The organism is Tritonibacter aquimaris, from assembly GCF_009617595.1.
In the GTDB taxonomy this organism is placed as follows: domain Bacteria; phylum Pseudomonadota; class Alphaproteobacteria; order Rhodobacterales; family Rhodobacteraceae; genus Epibacterium; species Epibacterium aquimaris.
This window is the reverse complement of the sequence record NZ_WIXK01000001.1, coordinates 606,227-622,682: the sequence shown is the minus strand read 5'-3', so window position 1 is coordinate 622,682 and position 16,456 is coordinate 606,227. Positions and strand designations below refer to the sequence as shown.

Genomic DNA, 16,456 nt, shown 5'->3' with positions numbered 1-16,456 from the left:
AAATAGAAAGTGACCAATGCAACGCCTGTTTAATCTAAGCCTGACGGCCACCGCGCCGCTGATCTGGGGCAGCAGCTATATTGTTGCCACCGAATTTCTACCCAACCTCGATCCGCTCTCGGTGGCGCTGTTGCGGGCGCTGCCTGCGGGGCTTTTGTTGTTGTGTCTGGTGCGCCAGCTGCCAAATGGGGCGTGGCTCTGGAAGATCACGCTGCTGGGGGCGCTGAATTTCTCGATCTTCTGGGTGCTGCTGTTTGTGGCGGCCTATCGGCTGCCCGGCGGGGTGGCGGCCTTGATGGGGGCGTTGCAGCCCTTTGTGGTGATCTTTGCTTCGCGGCTGTTGCTGGGCTCCCCCATTCGGCGGCTGGCGCTGCTGGCTGTGGGGGCAGGGGGCGTTGGGGTGGCGCTCTTGGTGCTGACCTCTGATGCGGCGCTGGATGTCTGGGGGCTTGCGGCCGGGGTTGGTGGTTCGACTTCAATGGCGTTTGGCACCGTGCTTAGCCGCAAATGGCAGCCACCGGTGTCACCGCTGACCTTCACCGCCTGGCAGCTTACGGCGGGTGGGGTGCTACTGCTGCCGTGCCTGCTGGTGGCAGATACGGGTCTTGCCACGCTGAGCGCTACCAACCTTGCGGGGCTTGCGTATCTTGGCCTCATTGGCGCGGCGCTGACCTATATCATCTGGCTGCGCGGCATTGGCAAAATCCATCCCTCCGAGGTGTCCCTGCTTGGATTGCTCAGCCCAATAAGCGCAACACTGCTCGGCTGGCTTTACCTAAGCGAAACACTCAGCTCGCTGCAAATTGCCGGGGTGGCCACCGTGCTTATGAGCGTGGTTATGGGGCAATATGCGCTGCGCCAGCCGCAGCAGAGAAGAACCTGAACAAACCGCCGCAACATATTGTGAAAATGCGAAAAAGCCGCCCTCGAAGGGGCGGCTTTCTGCGTTGTGCCGATGCGCGGGTTGGCTTCCGTTCGATAGCTGGATGAGCGAGAGAAACCCTCGATCTACTGGCTCGATCTGGCGAAATGCTGGATGGATGCGTGATCTGGCGATGCGGGCTTGCCCCTGGCGTAGGCTGGGTGGCGGGCTGGCGGCTGGATCAAATCTTGGCTGGGCGTATGACCTCTTTTGGTCTGGCTTGGCGGATCGCTGTTTATTTCGGGTGGCCTAGGCTGCTGTCTGGGGTTTCTCTGGCGTCTCTGTCTGGGTGTCTGTCTGGCTGGGCGCATATCTGGCGATTGGCTGGATATGATACCGGGCTGGATGGAGTACCTGGATCGAGTGGCTGGATACTTTCCTTGATTGCGGCCTAGACCTTTCTTGAAACCGATATTGTGAGTGGTGGCACCCGCGCCGGGTGCAACGTTTTCTTACTCGGCCGCGTCAGCGGGCTCTGCGTTCAGTGCGCCATAGTTCTGCGCGCCGATACTGTCGTGCAGACCGATTTGAGTTTCGAGGAAGTCGATGTGACCCTGCTCATCAAGGATCAGGTCATCAAACAGCTTCATCGAAGCATAATCCCCCACATCCTGGCAGTATTTGCGCGCTTCGCTATAAAGCGCCACGGCTTCCATCTCTGCTTCGAGGTCGCAGGTCAGTGTCTCGCGAACATCTTCGCCGATCCGCAGGGGATCGAGTGTTTGCAGGTTCGGATGACCCTCAAGAAACAGAATGCGGTCGATCAGCTTGTCTGCGTGCTCCATCTCTTCGATGGATTCCTCACGCATTTTCTTGGCAAGCTTGCCAAGGCCCCAATCCGCCTGCAGGCGGTAATGCAGCCAGAACTGGCTGACAGCAGTCAGCTCAACGCGCAGGGCCTTATTGAGATATTCGATGACTTTCTTGTCGCCCTTCATGGTGGCCCTTCTCCTGTGACAGCGTTTCATTCATGCCGCGAAGTATCGCTGGCACTTCAAACTTGTCACTTTTGCGCATGGTTGCAACGAACAATTTCATGCAACCACCACAGTCGGGGCTCTTCCCAAGGGCGCGATAGATCTTGCCCGGAGTGATGATCGTCTCCGGATCGGAGGTACGCATCCAGCTGATGGCGCTGTTGATATCGCTGCTGGAGATGGACTGGCAACTACAAACGATCATGGGCTTCTCTGTCTAACGTCCTCGCGATATTGTCATTTTTGCCCCGCAGGTCAATTCCGACAAAAAAGATAGGGATATAATTCTGTCGAAAAAGGTTGGAAAAGTTATTAGACTCGTTCTAAAGTGTATGAAAAATGTCGGAAATACAGTGCATTAGTGGTTACTGTGTCAGAGTGTCGCACCCCTCCCGCCGACGGTAAACCAGCGTGATTTGCCCCCGCGCGGTGGAAATTTATTCTCAATCCGCGAATCAATCTGTGAACTCGCGTGAAAAAACAACAAATCACTCGCTTCATTTTGGGGCCAGATCATCACCCGAGCCTGATTGAACGTGATTGGCGCGCAGGTCGATTTGCCGCGACACTGATACTGCGGCGGTCAGTGCTGTCTCCGTTGCGCAGTTCACAGGGGGAAATCTTATGTCTGCTTCACGTATTCTTCGGGCTGCGCTTGTGGCGCTCGCTACCTTGGTGGTTCAACCTGCCTATGCGCAAAACCAAACGGAGCTGCCTGATTATGTCATTGCGGAATTTGGCCAGCCCCCTGCGATCCCCAACGGCAATATGGCGCGCGACGTGAAACGCGCCATGCAGGTGGCGCTGGTGGATAGCCTGCTCAGCGGCACCTGGGGCGAGGCCCATCGCGTCGCTTTTGCCAGATTGGTCGAAAGCAAAGACCCCCGCGTGGTCTGGCTGATCAGCGATATGATGCGGTTCACCGCCCATCAGGGGCTGAACAACATCCTGACCGAGGGCGCAGCCAAGCTTTTGAACATCAAACCGCCACGCCGCAATGGCTGGGGGGTGATCACCGATCACCTGATTGCCTGGGATATCCCGGCACCGCCCGGCTATCTGAAATACAAACGCCAGATCTTTACTTCGATTGAACCAGGTTGGGAGCGGCTCTTTGTCAAAGGTGACATTGACTGGCGACATGTATCCTGGGGGGGCGTGTTGATGGATGAACGCGCCTATGACACCACCGATGCGCGCTGCAACTGCATCCCCGCCGCTGATAACCCCAAGGTGCAAAACGCCAAAGACGCCCGCTGGCTGAAAAACAAAGACATTGTGTTTGGCATTGTGGTCAACGGCGAAGCCCGCGCCTATCCGCGCCGGATTATGGAAGTGCGCGAGATGGTCAATGACACCCTTGGCGGGCGTGACCTTGGCATTCCTTATTGTACGCTGTGTGGTGCGGCGCAGGCTTATTTCACCGATGGCCTTGGCATCAAACGCCCGGTGCTGCGCACCTCGGGCCTGCTCATTCGCTCCAACAAAGTGATGTACGACATAGAGAGCGGCTCGGTCTTTGACACGTTTCTTGGCAAAGCCGTCACCGGACCGCTGGCGCGCAAGGGCATAACCTTGCAGCAAGCGGGCGTGGTCACCACCACCTGGGGCGATTGGAAAAAGGCGCATCCCAATACCACCGTTCTGGTCGAAGAGCTGGCGCTGGGGCGTGATTTTGATTTCCGCAATGGGCGTGATGCCGATGGGCCGATCTTCCCGGTGGGCGATGTGGATCCGCGTTTGCCGGTACAGGAAGATGTAATTGGCATTGTCACAGCCTCGGGCAAACCAGTGGCGTTTCAACGCTCCAAAGCGGTGTCTGCCCTGAAACGCGGCCGCGCCGTGAGCTATGAAAACGTCTCACTGGTGCTCGATGGCGGCGGGTTACGCGCGGTAGACAATGCGGGCAGGGACCTTGGCAGCCATCAGGCCTTCTGGTTCGCCTGGTCACAGTTTCATCCCGGCACGGCCGTTTGGGAAGGGTGAAGCCAACAGCGTTCAAAACTGATTTGGCCCAGGGGCGAACTCTCTCGCCCTTGGGTCGCATTTGCGCGTGGTTCAACCACAGTCTTTTGATGCGCCACCATTGAGCACTTCCAAAAGTGACCTAGGCAGTGGTAGAAATCCTGAATTCCAAAGTCTCATGACCACCAAGAGCCTTATTGGCATTGTAACTTTTCATCAGTTGGCCTCCGGCTTTCTCAATGACACGGATAGAGGCTAAATTGTCAGGACGGGTGGTTGCTGCTACGTATTTTAAACCAACCGGCTTGGCTTCTTGTAAAATGGCGCAGAGCGCTGCAGTTGCCAATCCCTCTCCCTGCCGCCAAGGCACAACGCTATAACCGATGTGTCCCGCACAAGTAGGTGGCAATTCCTCTGTTCCCGGTTGCCAGCGTAAACTAATGTGGCCGCAAAACCCGTCTGACCATATCCAGCGGCGGATACTTGGTAAACGCGGCACTTTCGAACCATCAGGCAATGTGATTGGTCCAGCCCTTGCACTTGGATCATCAAGGTTTGCAACGAATTTCAAGGCATTTTCGGAAATTTTCTGCAACTGCTCTAGCGCTGCCTCAGGGCGCAGGTTGTCTGGTGACCAACCTCGTTCCAATGCCTCAATATACGCTGAAACATGATCAACGCTTGGCTTGACTAATCTCATTTCACGTTCCGGAATTCAGATCTTTAACTGCATAGCTTCTTTGTGAACAAGGCGCTGGTCAACAAGGGAACCAGGTAACTACCATTAGCGCCCCGTCAAAAACATCCAAGTAGATCGCAGCTCAGAAAGCTGGGCGGACTGGCCCGAATTGTGCTCAATAGCAGTTCGCGACAGTACACCCATCACCACGCCGCTAAACAACATGAATTCAGCGCTGCCTTAAGACTAGTGCAGCTGTTCAGCCGCCGTTTGCGCCAGACTTGCCTGCACCACAGCTGACCTGTGGTCTTCCAATTCGCTGCCGCCATAAAAGGAGCGTTGCAGCTTCTCTTTGATGGCTTCCTGGATCTGCGCAATTTCGCGGTCGATCCGCTCAATCGCCTTGTCACGCGCTTCTGCCATCTGGGGCGAGCTGGGTTCCTGGGCCTGCAATGCCTCTTTTGCTGCCTTCAGCCGCTCCAGCTCTTCATGCAGGGCTGGTATCCCCTTGCGTGCGCCTTCCACGAGCGACTGCAGCGTCTCGCGCAGATTGTTGTCCGGGCCTGTGGTCATTGCATCGACAAGGGCATGCATCTGCTCAGGGGTTTTGACAAAAGACAGCGCTGTGGCAAAAATCTCGGTGTCTTGTTCCAGATCACCGGTCATCAGCGCCTGCGCCTCTTTGCGCATCTGGCTGTAAGGCGTGTCCGCCGTCCAGCCTGTGATCGTGGTTTGGATCTTGGCGCGGGTCGCATCCATATTGCCATAGACTGAGGCAAAATCACTGCCCTTGTACTGCTGCTCCCGGACAGTTTGCAGCGGGGGCTGGCCTGTGGAACGGATCTGCTCCGCATGTTTTGCGATTACTGCGATCATTCTGATCTCCTCTGGATTGCGAGGTGGAACATGACCAATCAGGAGCTAAGAAACGCTAAAAACACAGATACAGCAGCAAAAAAAAAAGAGGAGCCCAAAGGCCCCTCTTTTCATCATTATCGTGGCAAAGCCTTAACCCAGCAGGTCTTTGACCTTGGCCACAGTCGCCTCTGCGGTGATGCCGAACTTTTCGAACAGTTCCGCCGCAGGGGCCGACGCGCCAAAGGACGCCATGCCAACAAAGGCGGCTTTCTTTTCCTGGCCGCGCTCACCCATGAGCAGGCGATCCCAGCCACCATCACGCACGGCTGCCTCGATACCCACGCGCACGGGGCCTGCAGGCAGAACCTTGCGGCGGTAAGCTTCGTCTTGCGCCAGGAACAGTTCGATACAGGGCATGGAAACCACACGGGTGCCGATGCCTTCTGCTTCGAGCTTGGCTTTTGCTTCCATCGCCAGCGACACTTCGGAACCGGTTGCGATCAAGATCACCTGACGCTTGTTTTCCGCATCCGCCAGAACATAACCACCCTGTGCGGTGAGGTTGTTCATCTTGTGCTCGGTGCGCACGGTCGGCAGGTTCTGACGGGTCAGCGCCATCACAGAAGGCGTCTCTTTGGACGACAGCGCGATTTCCCAGGCTTCCGCGGTTTCAACAGCATCTGCCGGGCGGAAGGTATAGGTGTTCGGGGTCGCACGGCAGATTGCCAGATGCTCAACCGGTTGGTGGGTCGGGCCATCTTCACCAACACCAATTGAATCATGGGTCATGACAAAAACGGTGGGCAGTTTCGACAGGGCCGCCAGACGCATCGCAGGGCGCGCATAATCGGTAAAGCAGAAGAAGGTGCCGCCATAGGGGCGCATGCCGCCGTGCAGGGCCATACCGTTCATCGCTGCGGCCATGCCGTGCTCACGGATACCCCAGTAGACATAACGACCCTTGCGGTTGTCGGTGTCAAACACGCCGAGATCACCGGTCTTGGTGTTGTTGGAACCGGTGAGGTCAGCCGAGCCACCCACGGTTTCCGGCATCACCGGGTTGATCGCGGCCAGCGCCATTTCAGATGCCTTACGGGTGGCAACCTTGGGCTGCTCTTCCGAGACCTGCTTTTTCAGCGCGCGCACAACAGACGACAGTTTCTTTGGTGCTTCCAGCGCATAGGCGCGGTTGAACCGATCCTGTTTCTGGCTGGACACTTCGGCAAAACGCGCTTCCCATGCGGCGCGTTCTTCGGCGCCACGGGCACCAATGGCTTCCCATGCGGATTTCACATCTGCAGGAACGTCGAAGGCTTCGAGCGGGCAGCCATAGGCGGTTTTTGCCGCAATCAGCTGCTCTGCATCGGTCAGCGCGCCGTGCCCTTTGGAGGTATCCTGTGCCGCGTGACCCAGTGCGATATGGGTTTTGCAGGCAATCATCGAGGGTTTCTTGGTCTTCTTCGCGGCTTCAATTGCGGCGTCGATGGCCACAGGGTCATGACCGTCGATTTCCAGAACGTGCCAGCCCGAGGCCTTGAAGCGCTGTACCTGATTGGTGCGATCCGACAGTTCAACGGTGCCATCGATGGTGATGTTGTTATTGTCCCACAGCACAATCAGTTTGCCCAGCGAATGACGGCCAGCAAGACCGATCGCCTCTTGGCTGATGCCTTCCATCAGGCAGCCGTCGCCCGCAATCACATAGGTGTGGTGATCGACGATCTTTTTGCCGTATTGGGCGCGCTGCATTTCTTCGGCCATGGCAAAACCCACAGCGTTGGAAATACCCTGACCCAGCGGACCGGTGGTGACCTCAACTGCATCCAGCAGGAAGTTCTCCGGGTGGCCCGCAGTCAGCTGACCCATCTGGCGGAAGTTTTTCACCTGATCCAGGGTCACCTGCTTGTCGCCCATGAGATAGAGCAGGGAATAGATCAGCATCGAGCCGTGGCCCGCGGACAGGATAAACCGGTCCCGGTCCGGCCAGCTTGGCGCGGCCACATCAAACTTCATGTGCTTTTCAAAAAGCACGGTGGCCACATCTGCCATGCCGATGGGCATGCCGGAGTGGCCGGAATTGGCGGCAGCAACCGCATCGAGGGTCAGGCCGCGGATCGCGGCGGCTTTGGACCAATGCTCGGGGTTTGCAGAACGCAGGGCTGTCAGATCCACTGGAGTCTTCCTTATGGCTATCGTGCGGACAAATCGCTCAATAGCACCGATACGGCAAAGTGCAAGCCGCAGAAGGCGGGAAAACCGCTATTGTCGCGGCTTTCGGCTGCAAGCGCTTGAAAGCGCTAAGGCGCTCATTTACTCCTGTTCGGTGAAACAAGATGCCATGTGCAGCTGCGCGCGCGTGATTCGCCGGAAATGGCGATGATGCACGCTAACAATGACCCCACTTAGGGGGCAGCTATGTGCAGGGCATGAGGCAGACAACAGGCATAGGGACAGCCATGGAGCATATAGAAGAGTTGCAGGCCCGGATCCTGGCCGCGATGGAGCGGATCAGTTCCGGCGTCACCACATTGGAAGCCGCAGGCGCATCCTCTGCGGGCGGCAATGCAGATCTGGAACGCGCCCTCGATGAGGAACGCACCGCCAACGCCCAGCTGGAAGAGCGGCTGAAAGTGCTGCGCGGCCGTCTTGATGAGGCTGAGCTCGCCGCAGAAAACGCCAGCGGTGGTGGCGCAGACCCCGCCGCGATGGAAGCGCTGGAAGCCGAAGTGCAGCTGTTGCGCAATGAAGTTGGCAATACCGCCGAACGTGATGCGCTGCGCCTTGAGGTGGACCGGCTGAAAGGCGCGCTGGAAGGCGCCCAGAATGAGGCCGCCAGTTCCAAGGAACATTGCGAAACCATGGAGACGGAAAACACCCGTCTCAAAAGCGAGCTGGAAGCCGCCATGCTCGCGGCCGAGGTGGATGTTGATGCGCTGAACGCAGAAATCGCCAAGCTGACATCCGATCTTGATGCGGAACGTCAGGCCGCAACTCAGGCAGCTGAGGCCGCAGCAGACGCGGCGCAGCAACAGGCGGCCCAACACGCAACTGAACTGACTGCGGCGCAAGCCGCTGCCCAGGACGCGATCCAAGCCGCTGCAAATACCCAGCCCGCAATTTCCGAGGTGGATTTTGCCGCGCTCGAGGCAGAAAACACCCGCCTGAAATCAGAACTTCAACTGGCGCAGCAGCCGGTTGATGACAGCGCCGAGCTGATCAAACTGGATCAGGAGCTTGGCAACCTGCGTGCCGCCAACGATCAACTGGTGAGCTCCAACGCCGCCCTGCGCGCCGCCAATGCCGAAGGCGTGGGTGATCCCGCCTTGATCAACGCGTCGCTTCAGGCCGAAATCGAAGGTCTGCGCGCTGCCAAGGAAACCGACCGCGCTGAGATGTCGATGGTGATTTCCCGGCTCGAGCCGCTTTTGGCCACCGCACAGAACCTGCCGCAGGGAGAGGATGAATAATGCCCGAAGTGATCATTCATATTGGTGGCCGCGATTTTGAAGTCTCCTGTCAGGAGGGCGAAGAAAGCTTCCTGCAATCCGCCGCGCGCATGCTTGACGATGAGGCGCAGGTGCTTGCAGATCAGATCGGCCGCATGCCGGAATCGCGTATGCTTTTGATGGCGGGTCTGCTGCTTGCGGATAAAACCGCCGCGGTTGAGGATCGCAACAAGGAGGTCACAGCCGTGATCGCGCAGAAAGACGCGCAGATTGCTGCAATCACCGCCGAGCTTGAAGCCCTGCGCGCAGCGCCCGCACCCGCGCCGCAACAGATCGAGGTTCCGGTGATCCCGCCGCAGGTTTCAGACACGCTGGCAGAACTTGCCGCCCGCGCCGAAAGCCTGGCCCAGGAGATCGAGGAAAAAGCCGCAGGCTGATCCACAGCCCCCCCTGACTGCGCCCCGCTGCACGTGGTTGATCACCCAAGGAGTGAGTCGCATTCAGGTATTGAAATTTCGAAAGCCCAGGTTGCAACAGTGCTGCAGCCTGGGCTTTTTTTGTTTCTGCTCTGTGGTCAATCGTGGCCAGAAACGGGGGTAAACCAGCCCGGAAGCCCCGAAATTTTGGTTTAACTTGTCCAGTCAAAAAGATCCTCTTACAACTCCAGGGTATTTACGAATGGTTAAGAGGCGATTGCGATGATCGGATTATACGTGCTTGGCACGCTCCTCATTGGAGGAGCCCTGTTTGCTATTTTTGACGATGATGATGACAATAGTTCGGATGTGGAACGCGACACCGAACAGCAGTCAGAGCCGGATTTGCCGAGCGACATTGGCGATCTGCTGCAATTGGGTGATGACGATGATACGCTTGAAGCGCTGGACGGTGATGACACCGTGTTTGCAGGCGCGGGCAACGATCAGATCAATGGCGACGCGGGCCGCGATGATATTTCAGGGCAGGCTGGCAATGACACGCTGTCGGGCGGTGACGATGCGGATGTGATCAACAGTGGCGCTGGCAACGATACGGTCATTGGCGACGACGGCGCCGATACGCTGCTGGGCAGCTCTGGCGAAGACCTGCTGGTGGGTGGCAATGACGACGATCTGATCGTTGGCGGTTCTGGCCATGATATTTTGCAAGGTCAAGGCGGCGATGATGTGTTGTTTGGCGGCGAGTTTGACCGCGAACCCACTGCGGATGAGCTGCGCGACTCTGTTGCCGCTGGCGAAGGTCTGAGCGTCACCATGCAAAACTCCGTTTCTGGCGCGGATACGCTGGTGGGCGGCGCTGGTGACGACACGCTATATCTTGGGGCCCGTGATGTTGGGATCGGCGGCACAGGCGAAGACAGCTTTGTGGTGCTAAGCGATGACAGCGCGCAGGGTATTGCCGACATCTCTGATTACAATCCGGATGAAGACAGTATCGAAATCCAGATCAATGATCCGGACAGTACCCTGAATGAGGGTAATTTTGAACTGGTGGAAGATGACGACACCGGTGATGCCATGGTGCTGCAAAACGGTGTGACCATCGCCCGCATCGAAGATGGCGCGGGACAGCTGACGCTGGATGACATCTCGCTTGTGCGTGTGAGCGAGGATGGCTCCCTTGTGCCGCTTCCTGAGGCACCAGATGCGACACAACTTCCACCGGGCGCAGTTGAAGGCACCGATTTTGCCGATCGCATCGAGCTTGAAGGTGATGAGGCCGAGCTCATCAGCGCAGGCGAGGGGGATGACACCGTCTTTGCTGGACGTGGCGATGATATTGTCTTTGGCGACGAGGGTGATGATGCGCTGTTTGGTCAGGGCGGTGATGATACGATCGCAGGCGGCGATGGCTCTGACATTCTTTATGCCAGCAACGGTGATGATGTCCTGAGCGGCGGCGAAGGCAATGATGTGCTCTTTGGCAGCTCGGGCGCCGATGAAGTCTCCGGTGGTGACGACAATGATTTCCTGGTTGGCGGCAGCGGTGCCGATGAGGTTTCAGGCGGCGATGGCAATGATTTTGTTTACGGCGGTGAATTCGACCGGGTGCCAAATCAGCAAGATGCCGACCAGCTGCGTGAAAACAACATTGTTCAATCACAGGAAACGGTCACCTTTGACAGCACCACCACCTCGGGCGCTGACACATTGAACGGCGGCGCAGGTGATGACATCCTGGTTGTGGGCGCGTCAGATATCGCATCGGGCGGCACCGGCTCTGATACTTTTGCCATCCTGACCGATGAAACCCCGGAAGGGGTTGCGATCATCACCGATTATGACCCAGACGAAGATGTAATCCAGATTGTGGTCAATGGAACCGTGCCGGGGCCTGCGGATGAGAATTTAACCATCGAAGAGGACGGTGATGATGCGTTGATCGTGCAGCAGGGTGTCACCCTGGCGCGGGTTGTTGGCGCAGCCGGTGAGGTCGAAAGCCTGGCGTTCCGGGTCCTTGTGAGCTGATACCACGGCCTGAGAATCAAAGACCTGCGCGGCGCGTCCGGGCAGGTTTTTTTGTGACAATTTTTGCGACCCGGAAACAGTTTTTGCGCCATGCGGCCACTGTCTCGCGCATCAGCTTATATAGATAGTTAATTGAGATAACTTGTTAAATTCATCTTTGGATTGTGGAAAATTTACCGTAACCCTTAACCAATTGGTAACTGATATTGGATCAGCGAAATGATTGGTGTTGCACTGCTTGCCACGCTCCTGGTTGGGGGCGTTGTCCTGTCGATCGACGATGATGATGACGACAACCGCAATGAAACCTCCTTTGATGAAGGCGAAGAAGAACGCTTCTTGCCTGAGGTGCCCGAAGGCACCTCTGAACGCGCAACCGAGGGCGATGATTCATTGTTCGTCGATGCGCAAGACGTTGAAATCAATGGCGGCGCGGGCTCGGATACGGTGTTTGGTAGCGCCGGCGAAGACACGCTTTCGGGCGGCGACAATGTCGATATTCTCTTTGGCATGGAAGGTGACGACACCCTAGAAGGGGGCGCAGAGAACGACGCGCTGTTTGGCAATCAGGGCGATGACACCCTGTTTGGCGGCTCTGGCACCGATGTTGCCTTTGGTGGTTCGGGCGATGATCTGATCAATGGCGGCAGCTTCAGCGATGTCCTGTTTGGTGGCCACGGTGAAGATACGCTGAACGGCGATCAGGGCGATGATCTGATCGTAGCGGTTGAGCATGGCGATGACCTGCGCGAGGTCGAAGAGTTCATTGACCACGGTGAGCCGCTCACCGGTCTGGAACTGGAGGCGGCCAGCGATGGCGCTGATGTGATCAACGGCGGTGACGGCAATGATTTTACGATCTTTGGCGCAGGCGACACTGTAACCGGTGGTGACGGCAATGACACCTTTGCCCTGTTCACCGATCCTTCCCCCAGCGGCCCGGCTTATATCACCGACTACGAACCCCGCGAGGACACCATCAGCATCCTCGTTGATGTGGATGATGTAGAGGAGATCGAAGAGTCAAACGCACGCATTACAGTGGTCAATGACACAGACACTGGTGACGCGCTGATCATGCAGGATGGGGTGACGCTGGCACGGGTCGAAGATGCGGGGGACACGCTGACCGTAGATGATCTGCAACTGCTCTTCTATGATGCTGATGCGATCAGCTAAAGAGTTGCACGAAACAACAAAGGCCTGCCAAAACTGGCAGGCCTTTTTGATGTCAGCAGGTTGTCTGACTTATTCTTGGTTGGCTTCGCGGATCTTGTCTGCGGCCTCTTTGTCGAAAGTGATCTCATTGTCGACAAACAGCGTGTCAAGCTCACCCGAAAGGGTCATCTCGGTGATGATGTCACAGCCACCCACAAATTCACCTTTGACGTAAAGCTGCGGAATGGTGGGCCAGTCGGAATAGTCCTTGATGCCCTGACGCACTTCTTCGTCGGCCAGCACATTGATGTCGACAAAATCGAGGCCGATGTAGTTGAAAATGCCAGCCACACGCGAAGAGAAACCGCATTGCGGCATTTCTTTGGTGCCTTTCATGAACAGCACAACATCATTGGCTTTGACGGTTTCATCGATGCGGGCGTTTACATCTGTCATTTTTGTCTCCGTTTCCAGGCGCGGCGGCGCATCTGCCGTTCAACGCGCCAAAAGCGTGGTCCATATTTTAGAAGTTTTCTAAACTCACATAGGGCTAGTGCAAAGATATACGCAAGATCAATAAATAGAACCAGCCCATGAAAGGCCGCTTTTGTCGCACTTGCCAACAGTGCCGCGGGCCCATCATCCAATTGTGATCACCCGCTAGCGGCGTGACAGCGCGTCATTTCGTTTTTGATGGGCGCGGTTGCTGGCATGGGCCTCTTCAACCTGTTTCACATCAGTGGCTTCCATGCCAAGCGGGCGCACAGGTTTTTCCGGCCGCGATGCCGATAGGTTGCGGTGGTGGTTGCGCTTTAGATAGACCTCAAGCGCAATCGCGGCTCCAAGCGCCACAAGCAGTCCCAGAACCACCCACCGCCAATCCATTTATTCGGGCGCTTTGGTTGTTAGTGCCAGCGCGTGCAGATCACCGTCGGCCCCGTCCATCTTGCCTTTTAGTGCGGCATAAACCGCGCGTTGCTGCTGCACCCGGTTTTTGCCGCGAAAGCTTTCATCCACCACCATTGCTGACATATGCACCCCGTCGGAGCCGCCGACCTGGATCTCTGCATCTGGGAAGGTTTCGCGCAAAAGCGCTTCAATTTCATGGGCCTGCATGGGCATGGGGGATCGATGTCCTTCTAACTGTTTGTAGAAAATGTAGGGCTGCGCCGGGTCTACTGCAAGCAGATTAGCAGTCAGAGATTACATAAGGCGCAAGCTTGGGCAGGAAATCTGGTACCTCTGCCAGCGCCTCTTGTACCTCGGGCTCTTCAAAATCCCAGATGGAGCGATCCTCAGCCGGGCACAGCGCCGCAATCAGCGCGGTGCAGTCGCGGCGCAGGTCCGCAGGCATTGGGATTTCCAGCGCTTCGTTCAGGATCAGCAAAGCCTCGTGAATGGGCCGCAACACCCTGAGCGCATAGGTCATATGGTGCAATAGATCGGGATCATCATGCCAGCTTTCGCCGTCAAACAGCTCTTGTGTGACCCGCTGCCCCGCACCGGCGCAGGAATAGGCCACACAGCCGCTAAAACCCATTTCATTCAGCGAACAATGCACGCTGCAACCACTGGATCCATTTAGATTGGGGCAGGGGCTGTCGCCCTCTTTTTGCAGCGCAAATTCACGGCCCTTGTCAAAAGGGTAGGCCACACAACACAGGGCGGCGCAGCGGCTGCAATCATGGGTCAGAACAGGCAGGTTTGTCACCGCTGTGATCCCATCAGGTTCAGGCTGGCCCACCTGTGATGGGCCAGTCTGGTCTTTCAGCACGGTCTTAGGCCACCGCCGCCGCAAAGCTGGTGCGGTAGATCTCCGCCAGCTCTGCAAGGGGGGCTTCTGATCCGCCAAATTTCACGCTATCGCCGGTAAACTTACCAACGCTTGCAATCGGCACCCCGGCCTGACCCGCGGCCAGCATCAGCGCTTCGGCCTGATCAAAGTTACAGGCCACCAGATAGCGCGCCTGATCTTCACCAAAGAGCGTCGCGGTATCGCCCGCATCCAGCTGCACCCCAACCTGACCAGCCTCAGCCAGTTCAAACGCAGCCAGCGCCAGACCGCCATCAGCCAGATCGGTACAGGCTTTGATCAACGCGCGGTTTTCGCGAATGAATTCACCGTTGCGTTTTTCTGCATCCAGATCAACCGCAGGCGCATCACCGTCTTCACGCTTGAACGCTTCGGCGAGCAGGGCGGATTGGCCCAGATGGCCCTGGGTTTCCCCAATCAGCAACGCCACATGACCGTCGCGCGCTTCGCCAATGATCGGCTCTTCATCAGCGGCAATCAGACCCACGGCCCCAATGGTGGGGGTGGGCAGAATGCCCTGACCGTCGGTTTCATTATAAAGCGACACGTTGCCGGAAACGATTGGCACATCAAGCGCGGCTACCGCTTCGCCGATGCCTTGGATTGCGCCCACGAACTGGCCCATGATTTCGGGCTTTTCCGGGTTGCCAAAGTTCAGGTTGTCGGTGGTTGCCAAAGGCTTCGCGCCAACAGATGTCAGGTTACGGTAGGCTTCGGCCACCGCCTGTTTGCCACCTTCAACCGGGTTCGCCTTGACGTAACGCGGGGTTACATCGGATGTGAACGCCAGTTTCTTGTCGGTGCCATGCACACGGATCAGACCCGCAGAAGCACCGGGGCGCTGCTGGGTGTCACCCATGACGGTGGTGTCATATTGTTCATAGACCCACTGTTTGCCCGCATAATTCGGCGAAGAAATCAGCGCTTTCAGGCCTTCAACAGGATCGATTTCCGGAACATCCGCCAGCTCTGCGGCTGCAGGTGTTGCCACCCACGGACGGTCATATTCAGGTGCCGAAGACGACAGTTTCGACAGTGGCAGATCTGCTTTTACGTCGCCATTGTGCAAGATCAGGAAGCGGTCTTCCGCGATGGTTTCACCCACGATGGCGAAATCCAGATCCCATTTGACAAACACAGCTTTGGCTTCGGCTTCCAGCTCTGGCTTCAGAACCATCAGCATGCGTTCCTGAGATTCCGACAGCATCATTTCATAGGCTGTCATATTCTCTTCGCGCTGGGGCACATCTTCGAGGTTCAGTTTGACACCCAAACCGCCCTTGTCGCCCATTTCAACCGCAGAACAGGTCAGACCAGCCGCGCCCATATCCTGGATCGAAATCACCGCACCGGTCTGCATCAGCTCCAGCGTGGCTTCCATCAGGCGTTTTTCGGTAAACGGATCACCAACCTGAACGGTGGGGCGTTTTTCTTCAATCGTGTCGTCAAATTCAGCCGAGGCCATCGTGGCCCCACCAACACCGTCACGGCCGGTTTTTGCACCCAGATACACAACCGGCATGCCAACACCCGACGCCGCCGAGTAGAAAATGCTGTCAGATTTCGCCAGACCCGCGGCAAAAGCATTCACCAGGCAGTTGCCGTTATAAGCCGGGTGGAAGCGCACTTCGCCGCCGGCACAAGGCACACCAAAACAGTTGCCATAGCCGCCTACACCTTCGACCACGCCGTTTACCAGCTGGCGGGTCTTGTGGTGGCTCGGCTCACCAAAGGACAGCGCATTCATTGATGCAATCGGACGCGCACCCATGGTGAACACGTCGCGCAGAATGCCGCCAACACCGGTGGCCGCACCCTGATAGGGCTCAATGTAGGACGGGTGGTTGTGGCTCTCCATCTTAAAGACAACCGCATCGCCATCACCAATATCGATGATGCCCGCGTTTTCACCGGGACCACAGATCACCTGCGGGCCATCGGTCGGGAGGGTGCGCAGCCATTTCTTGGAGGACTTATAAGAGCAGTGCTCGTTCCACATCGCCGAGAAGATACCCAGCTCCGTAAAGGTCGGCTCACGTCCGATGATCTCAAGGATCAGATCGTATTCGTCGGGCTTCAACCCGTGACTCTCGATCAGTTCAGGCGTGATGGCTGGTTCCTGCATGCTTTTCTTCCCGATGGCTGAGTTTGCGCGCCTTTTAAGACAAGT

The 16,456-nt window shown here is 57.1% G+C and carries 16 protein-coding genes; 6 read left to right on the top strand and 10 right to left on the bottom strand.

The genetic code is table 11. The features are described from left to right. The first annotated feature begins 16 nt into the window (after positions 1–16). Complete coding sequence (locus GG681_RS02980; protein ID WP_153544885.1) at positions 17–883, top strand: EamA family transporter; 867 nt, start codon at positions 17–19, stop codon at positions 881–883. Between the two features lie 491 nt (positions 884–1,374). On the opposite strand, the gene bfr is transcribed toward GG681_RS02980, so the two are convergent. Further along, complete coding sequence (gene bfr / locus GG681_RS02975; RefSeq protein ID WP_153544883.1) at positions 1,375–1,860, bottom strand: bacterioferritin; 486 nt, start codon at positions 1,858–1,860, stop codon at positions 1,375–1,377. Next, on the bottom strand, positions 1,823–2,104 hold the full coding sequence (locus GG681_RS02970; protein ID WP_153544881.1) for a PTS sugar transporter subunit IIB: 282 nt from the start codon (positions 2,102–2,104) through the stop codon (positions 1,823–1,825). Before GG681_RS02970 ends, bfr begins: the two co-directional genes overlap by 38 nt. A 419-nt stretch (positions 2,105–2,523) precedes the next feature. On the opposite strand from GG681_RS02970, the gene GG681_RS02965 reads away from it, so the two are divergent. Beyond that, a complete protein-coding gene (locus GG681_RS02965) occupies positions 2,524–3,885 on the top strand; it encodes a DUF3179 domain-containing (seleno)protein (protein WP_153544879.1) in 1,362 nt (453 codons plus the stop codon). 121 nt (positions 3,886–4,006) lie between these two features. On the opposite strand, the gene GG681_RS02960 is transcribed toward GG681_RS02965, so the two are convergent. From GG681_RS02960 to tkt, 3 genes are all read right to left on the bottom strand, one after another. Further along, positions 4,007–4,564 (bottom strand): GNAT family N-acetyltransferase, encoded by a 558-nt coding sequence (locus GG681_RS02960; RefSeq protein WP_153544877.1) that lies wholly within the window; start codon positions 4,562–4,564, stop codon positions 4,007–4,009. A 225-nt stretch (positions 4,565–4,789) separates the two neighbouring features. Next, complete coding sequence (locus GG681_RS02955; protein WP_153544875.1) at positions 4,790–5,419, bottom strand: hypothetical protein; 630 nt, start codon at positions 5,417–5,419, stop codon at positions 4,790–4,792. A 132-nt stretch (positions 5,420–5,551) separates the two neighbouring features. Beyond that, on the bottom strand, positions 5,552–7,573 hold the full coding sequence (gene tkt, locus GG681_RS02950) for a transketolase (RefSeq protein ID WP_328593242.1): 2,022 nt from the start codon (positions 7,571–7,573) through the stop codon (positions 5,552–5,554). 284 nt (positions 7,574–7,857) lie between these two features. Between tkt and GG681_RS02945 the strand changes: the two genes are divergently transcribed. From GG681_RS02945 to GG681_RS02930, 4 genes are all read left to right on the top strand, one after another. Beyond that, the gene (locus GG681_RS02945) at positions 7,858–8,868 is read left to right on the top strand and encodes a coiled-coil domain-containing protein (RefSeq protein ID WP_153544873.1); all 1,011 of its coding nucleotides are present in this window, start codon (positions 7,858–7,860) and stop codon (positions 8,866–8,868) included. Next, complete coding sequence (locus GG681_RS02940; protein ID WP_153544871.1) at positions 8,868–9,284, top strand: cell division protein ZapA; 417 nt, start codon at positions 8,868–8,870, stop codon at positions 9,282–9,284. Before GG681_RS02945 ends, GG681_RS02940 begins: the two co-directional genes overlap by 1 nt. A 261-nt stretch (positions 9,285–9,545) precedes the next feature. After that, a complete protein-coding gene (locus GG681_RS02935; RefSeq protein ID WP_153544869.1) occupies positions 9,546–11,315 on the top strand; it encodes a calcium-binding protein in 1,770 nt (589 codons plus the stop codon). Positions 11,316–11,534: 219 nt separating this feature from the next. Next, entirely contained in the window at positions 11,535–12,494 is a 960-nt protein-coding gene (locus GG681_RS02930; protein WP_153544867.1) for a calcium-binding protein, read from the top strand. Between the two features lie 69 nt (positions 12,495–12,563). Here GG681_RS02930 and grxD read toward each other — a convergent pair whose 3' ends face one another. From grxD to purL, 5 genes are all read right to left on the bottom strand, one after another. Next, positions 12,564–12,929 carry a Grx4 family monothiol glutaredoxin gene (gene grxD / locus GG681_RS02925; protein WP_153544866.1) on the bottom strand — a complete coding sequence of 122 codons (366 nt, stop codon included), beginning with the start codon at positions 12,927–12,929 and terminating at the stop codon, positions 12,564–12,566. Positions 12,930–13,133: 204 nt separating this feature from the next. Further along, a complete protein-coding gene (locus GG681_RS02920) occupies positions 13,134–13,358 on the bottom strand; it encodes a hypothetical protein (RefSeq protein WP_153544864.1) in 225 nt (74 codons plus the stop codon). Further along, positions 13,359–13,595, bottom strand: a complete 237-nt coding sequence (locus GG681_RS02915; protein ID WP_153544862.1) for a BolA/IbaG family iron-sulfur metabolism protein — start codon at positions 13,593–13,595, stop codon at positions 13,359–13,361. A gap of 67 nt (positions 13,596–13,662) precedes the next feature. Then, positions 13,663–14,247, bottom strand: coding sequence for a hypothetical protein (locus GG681_RS02910; RefSeq protein WP_328593241.1), 585 nt, complete (start codon positions 14,245–14,247; stop codon positions 13,663–13,665). A gap of 4 nt (positions 14,248–14,251) precedes the next feature. After that, a complete protein-coding gene (gene purL / locus GG681_RS02905) occupies positions 14,252–16,411 on the bottom strand; it encodes a phosphoribosylformylglycinamidine synthase subunit PurL (RefSeq protein WP_153544860.1) in 2,160 nt (719 codons plus the stop codon). Between the last annotated feature and the right edge of the window lie 45 nt (positions 16,412–16,456).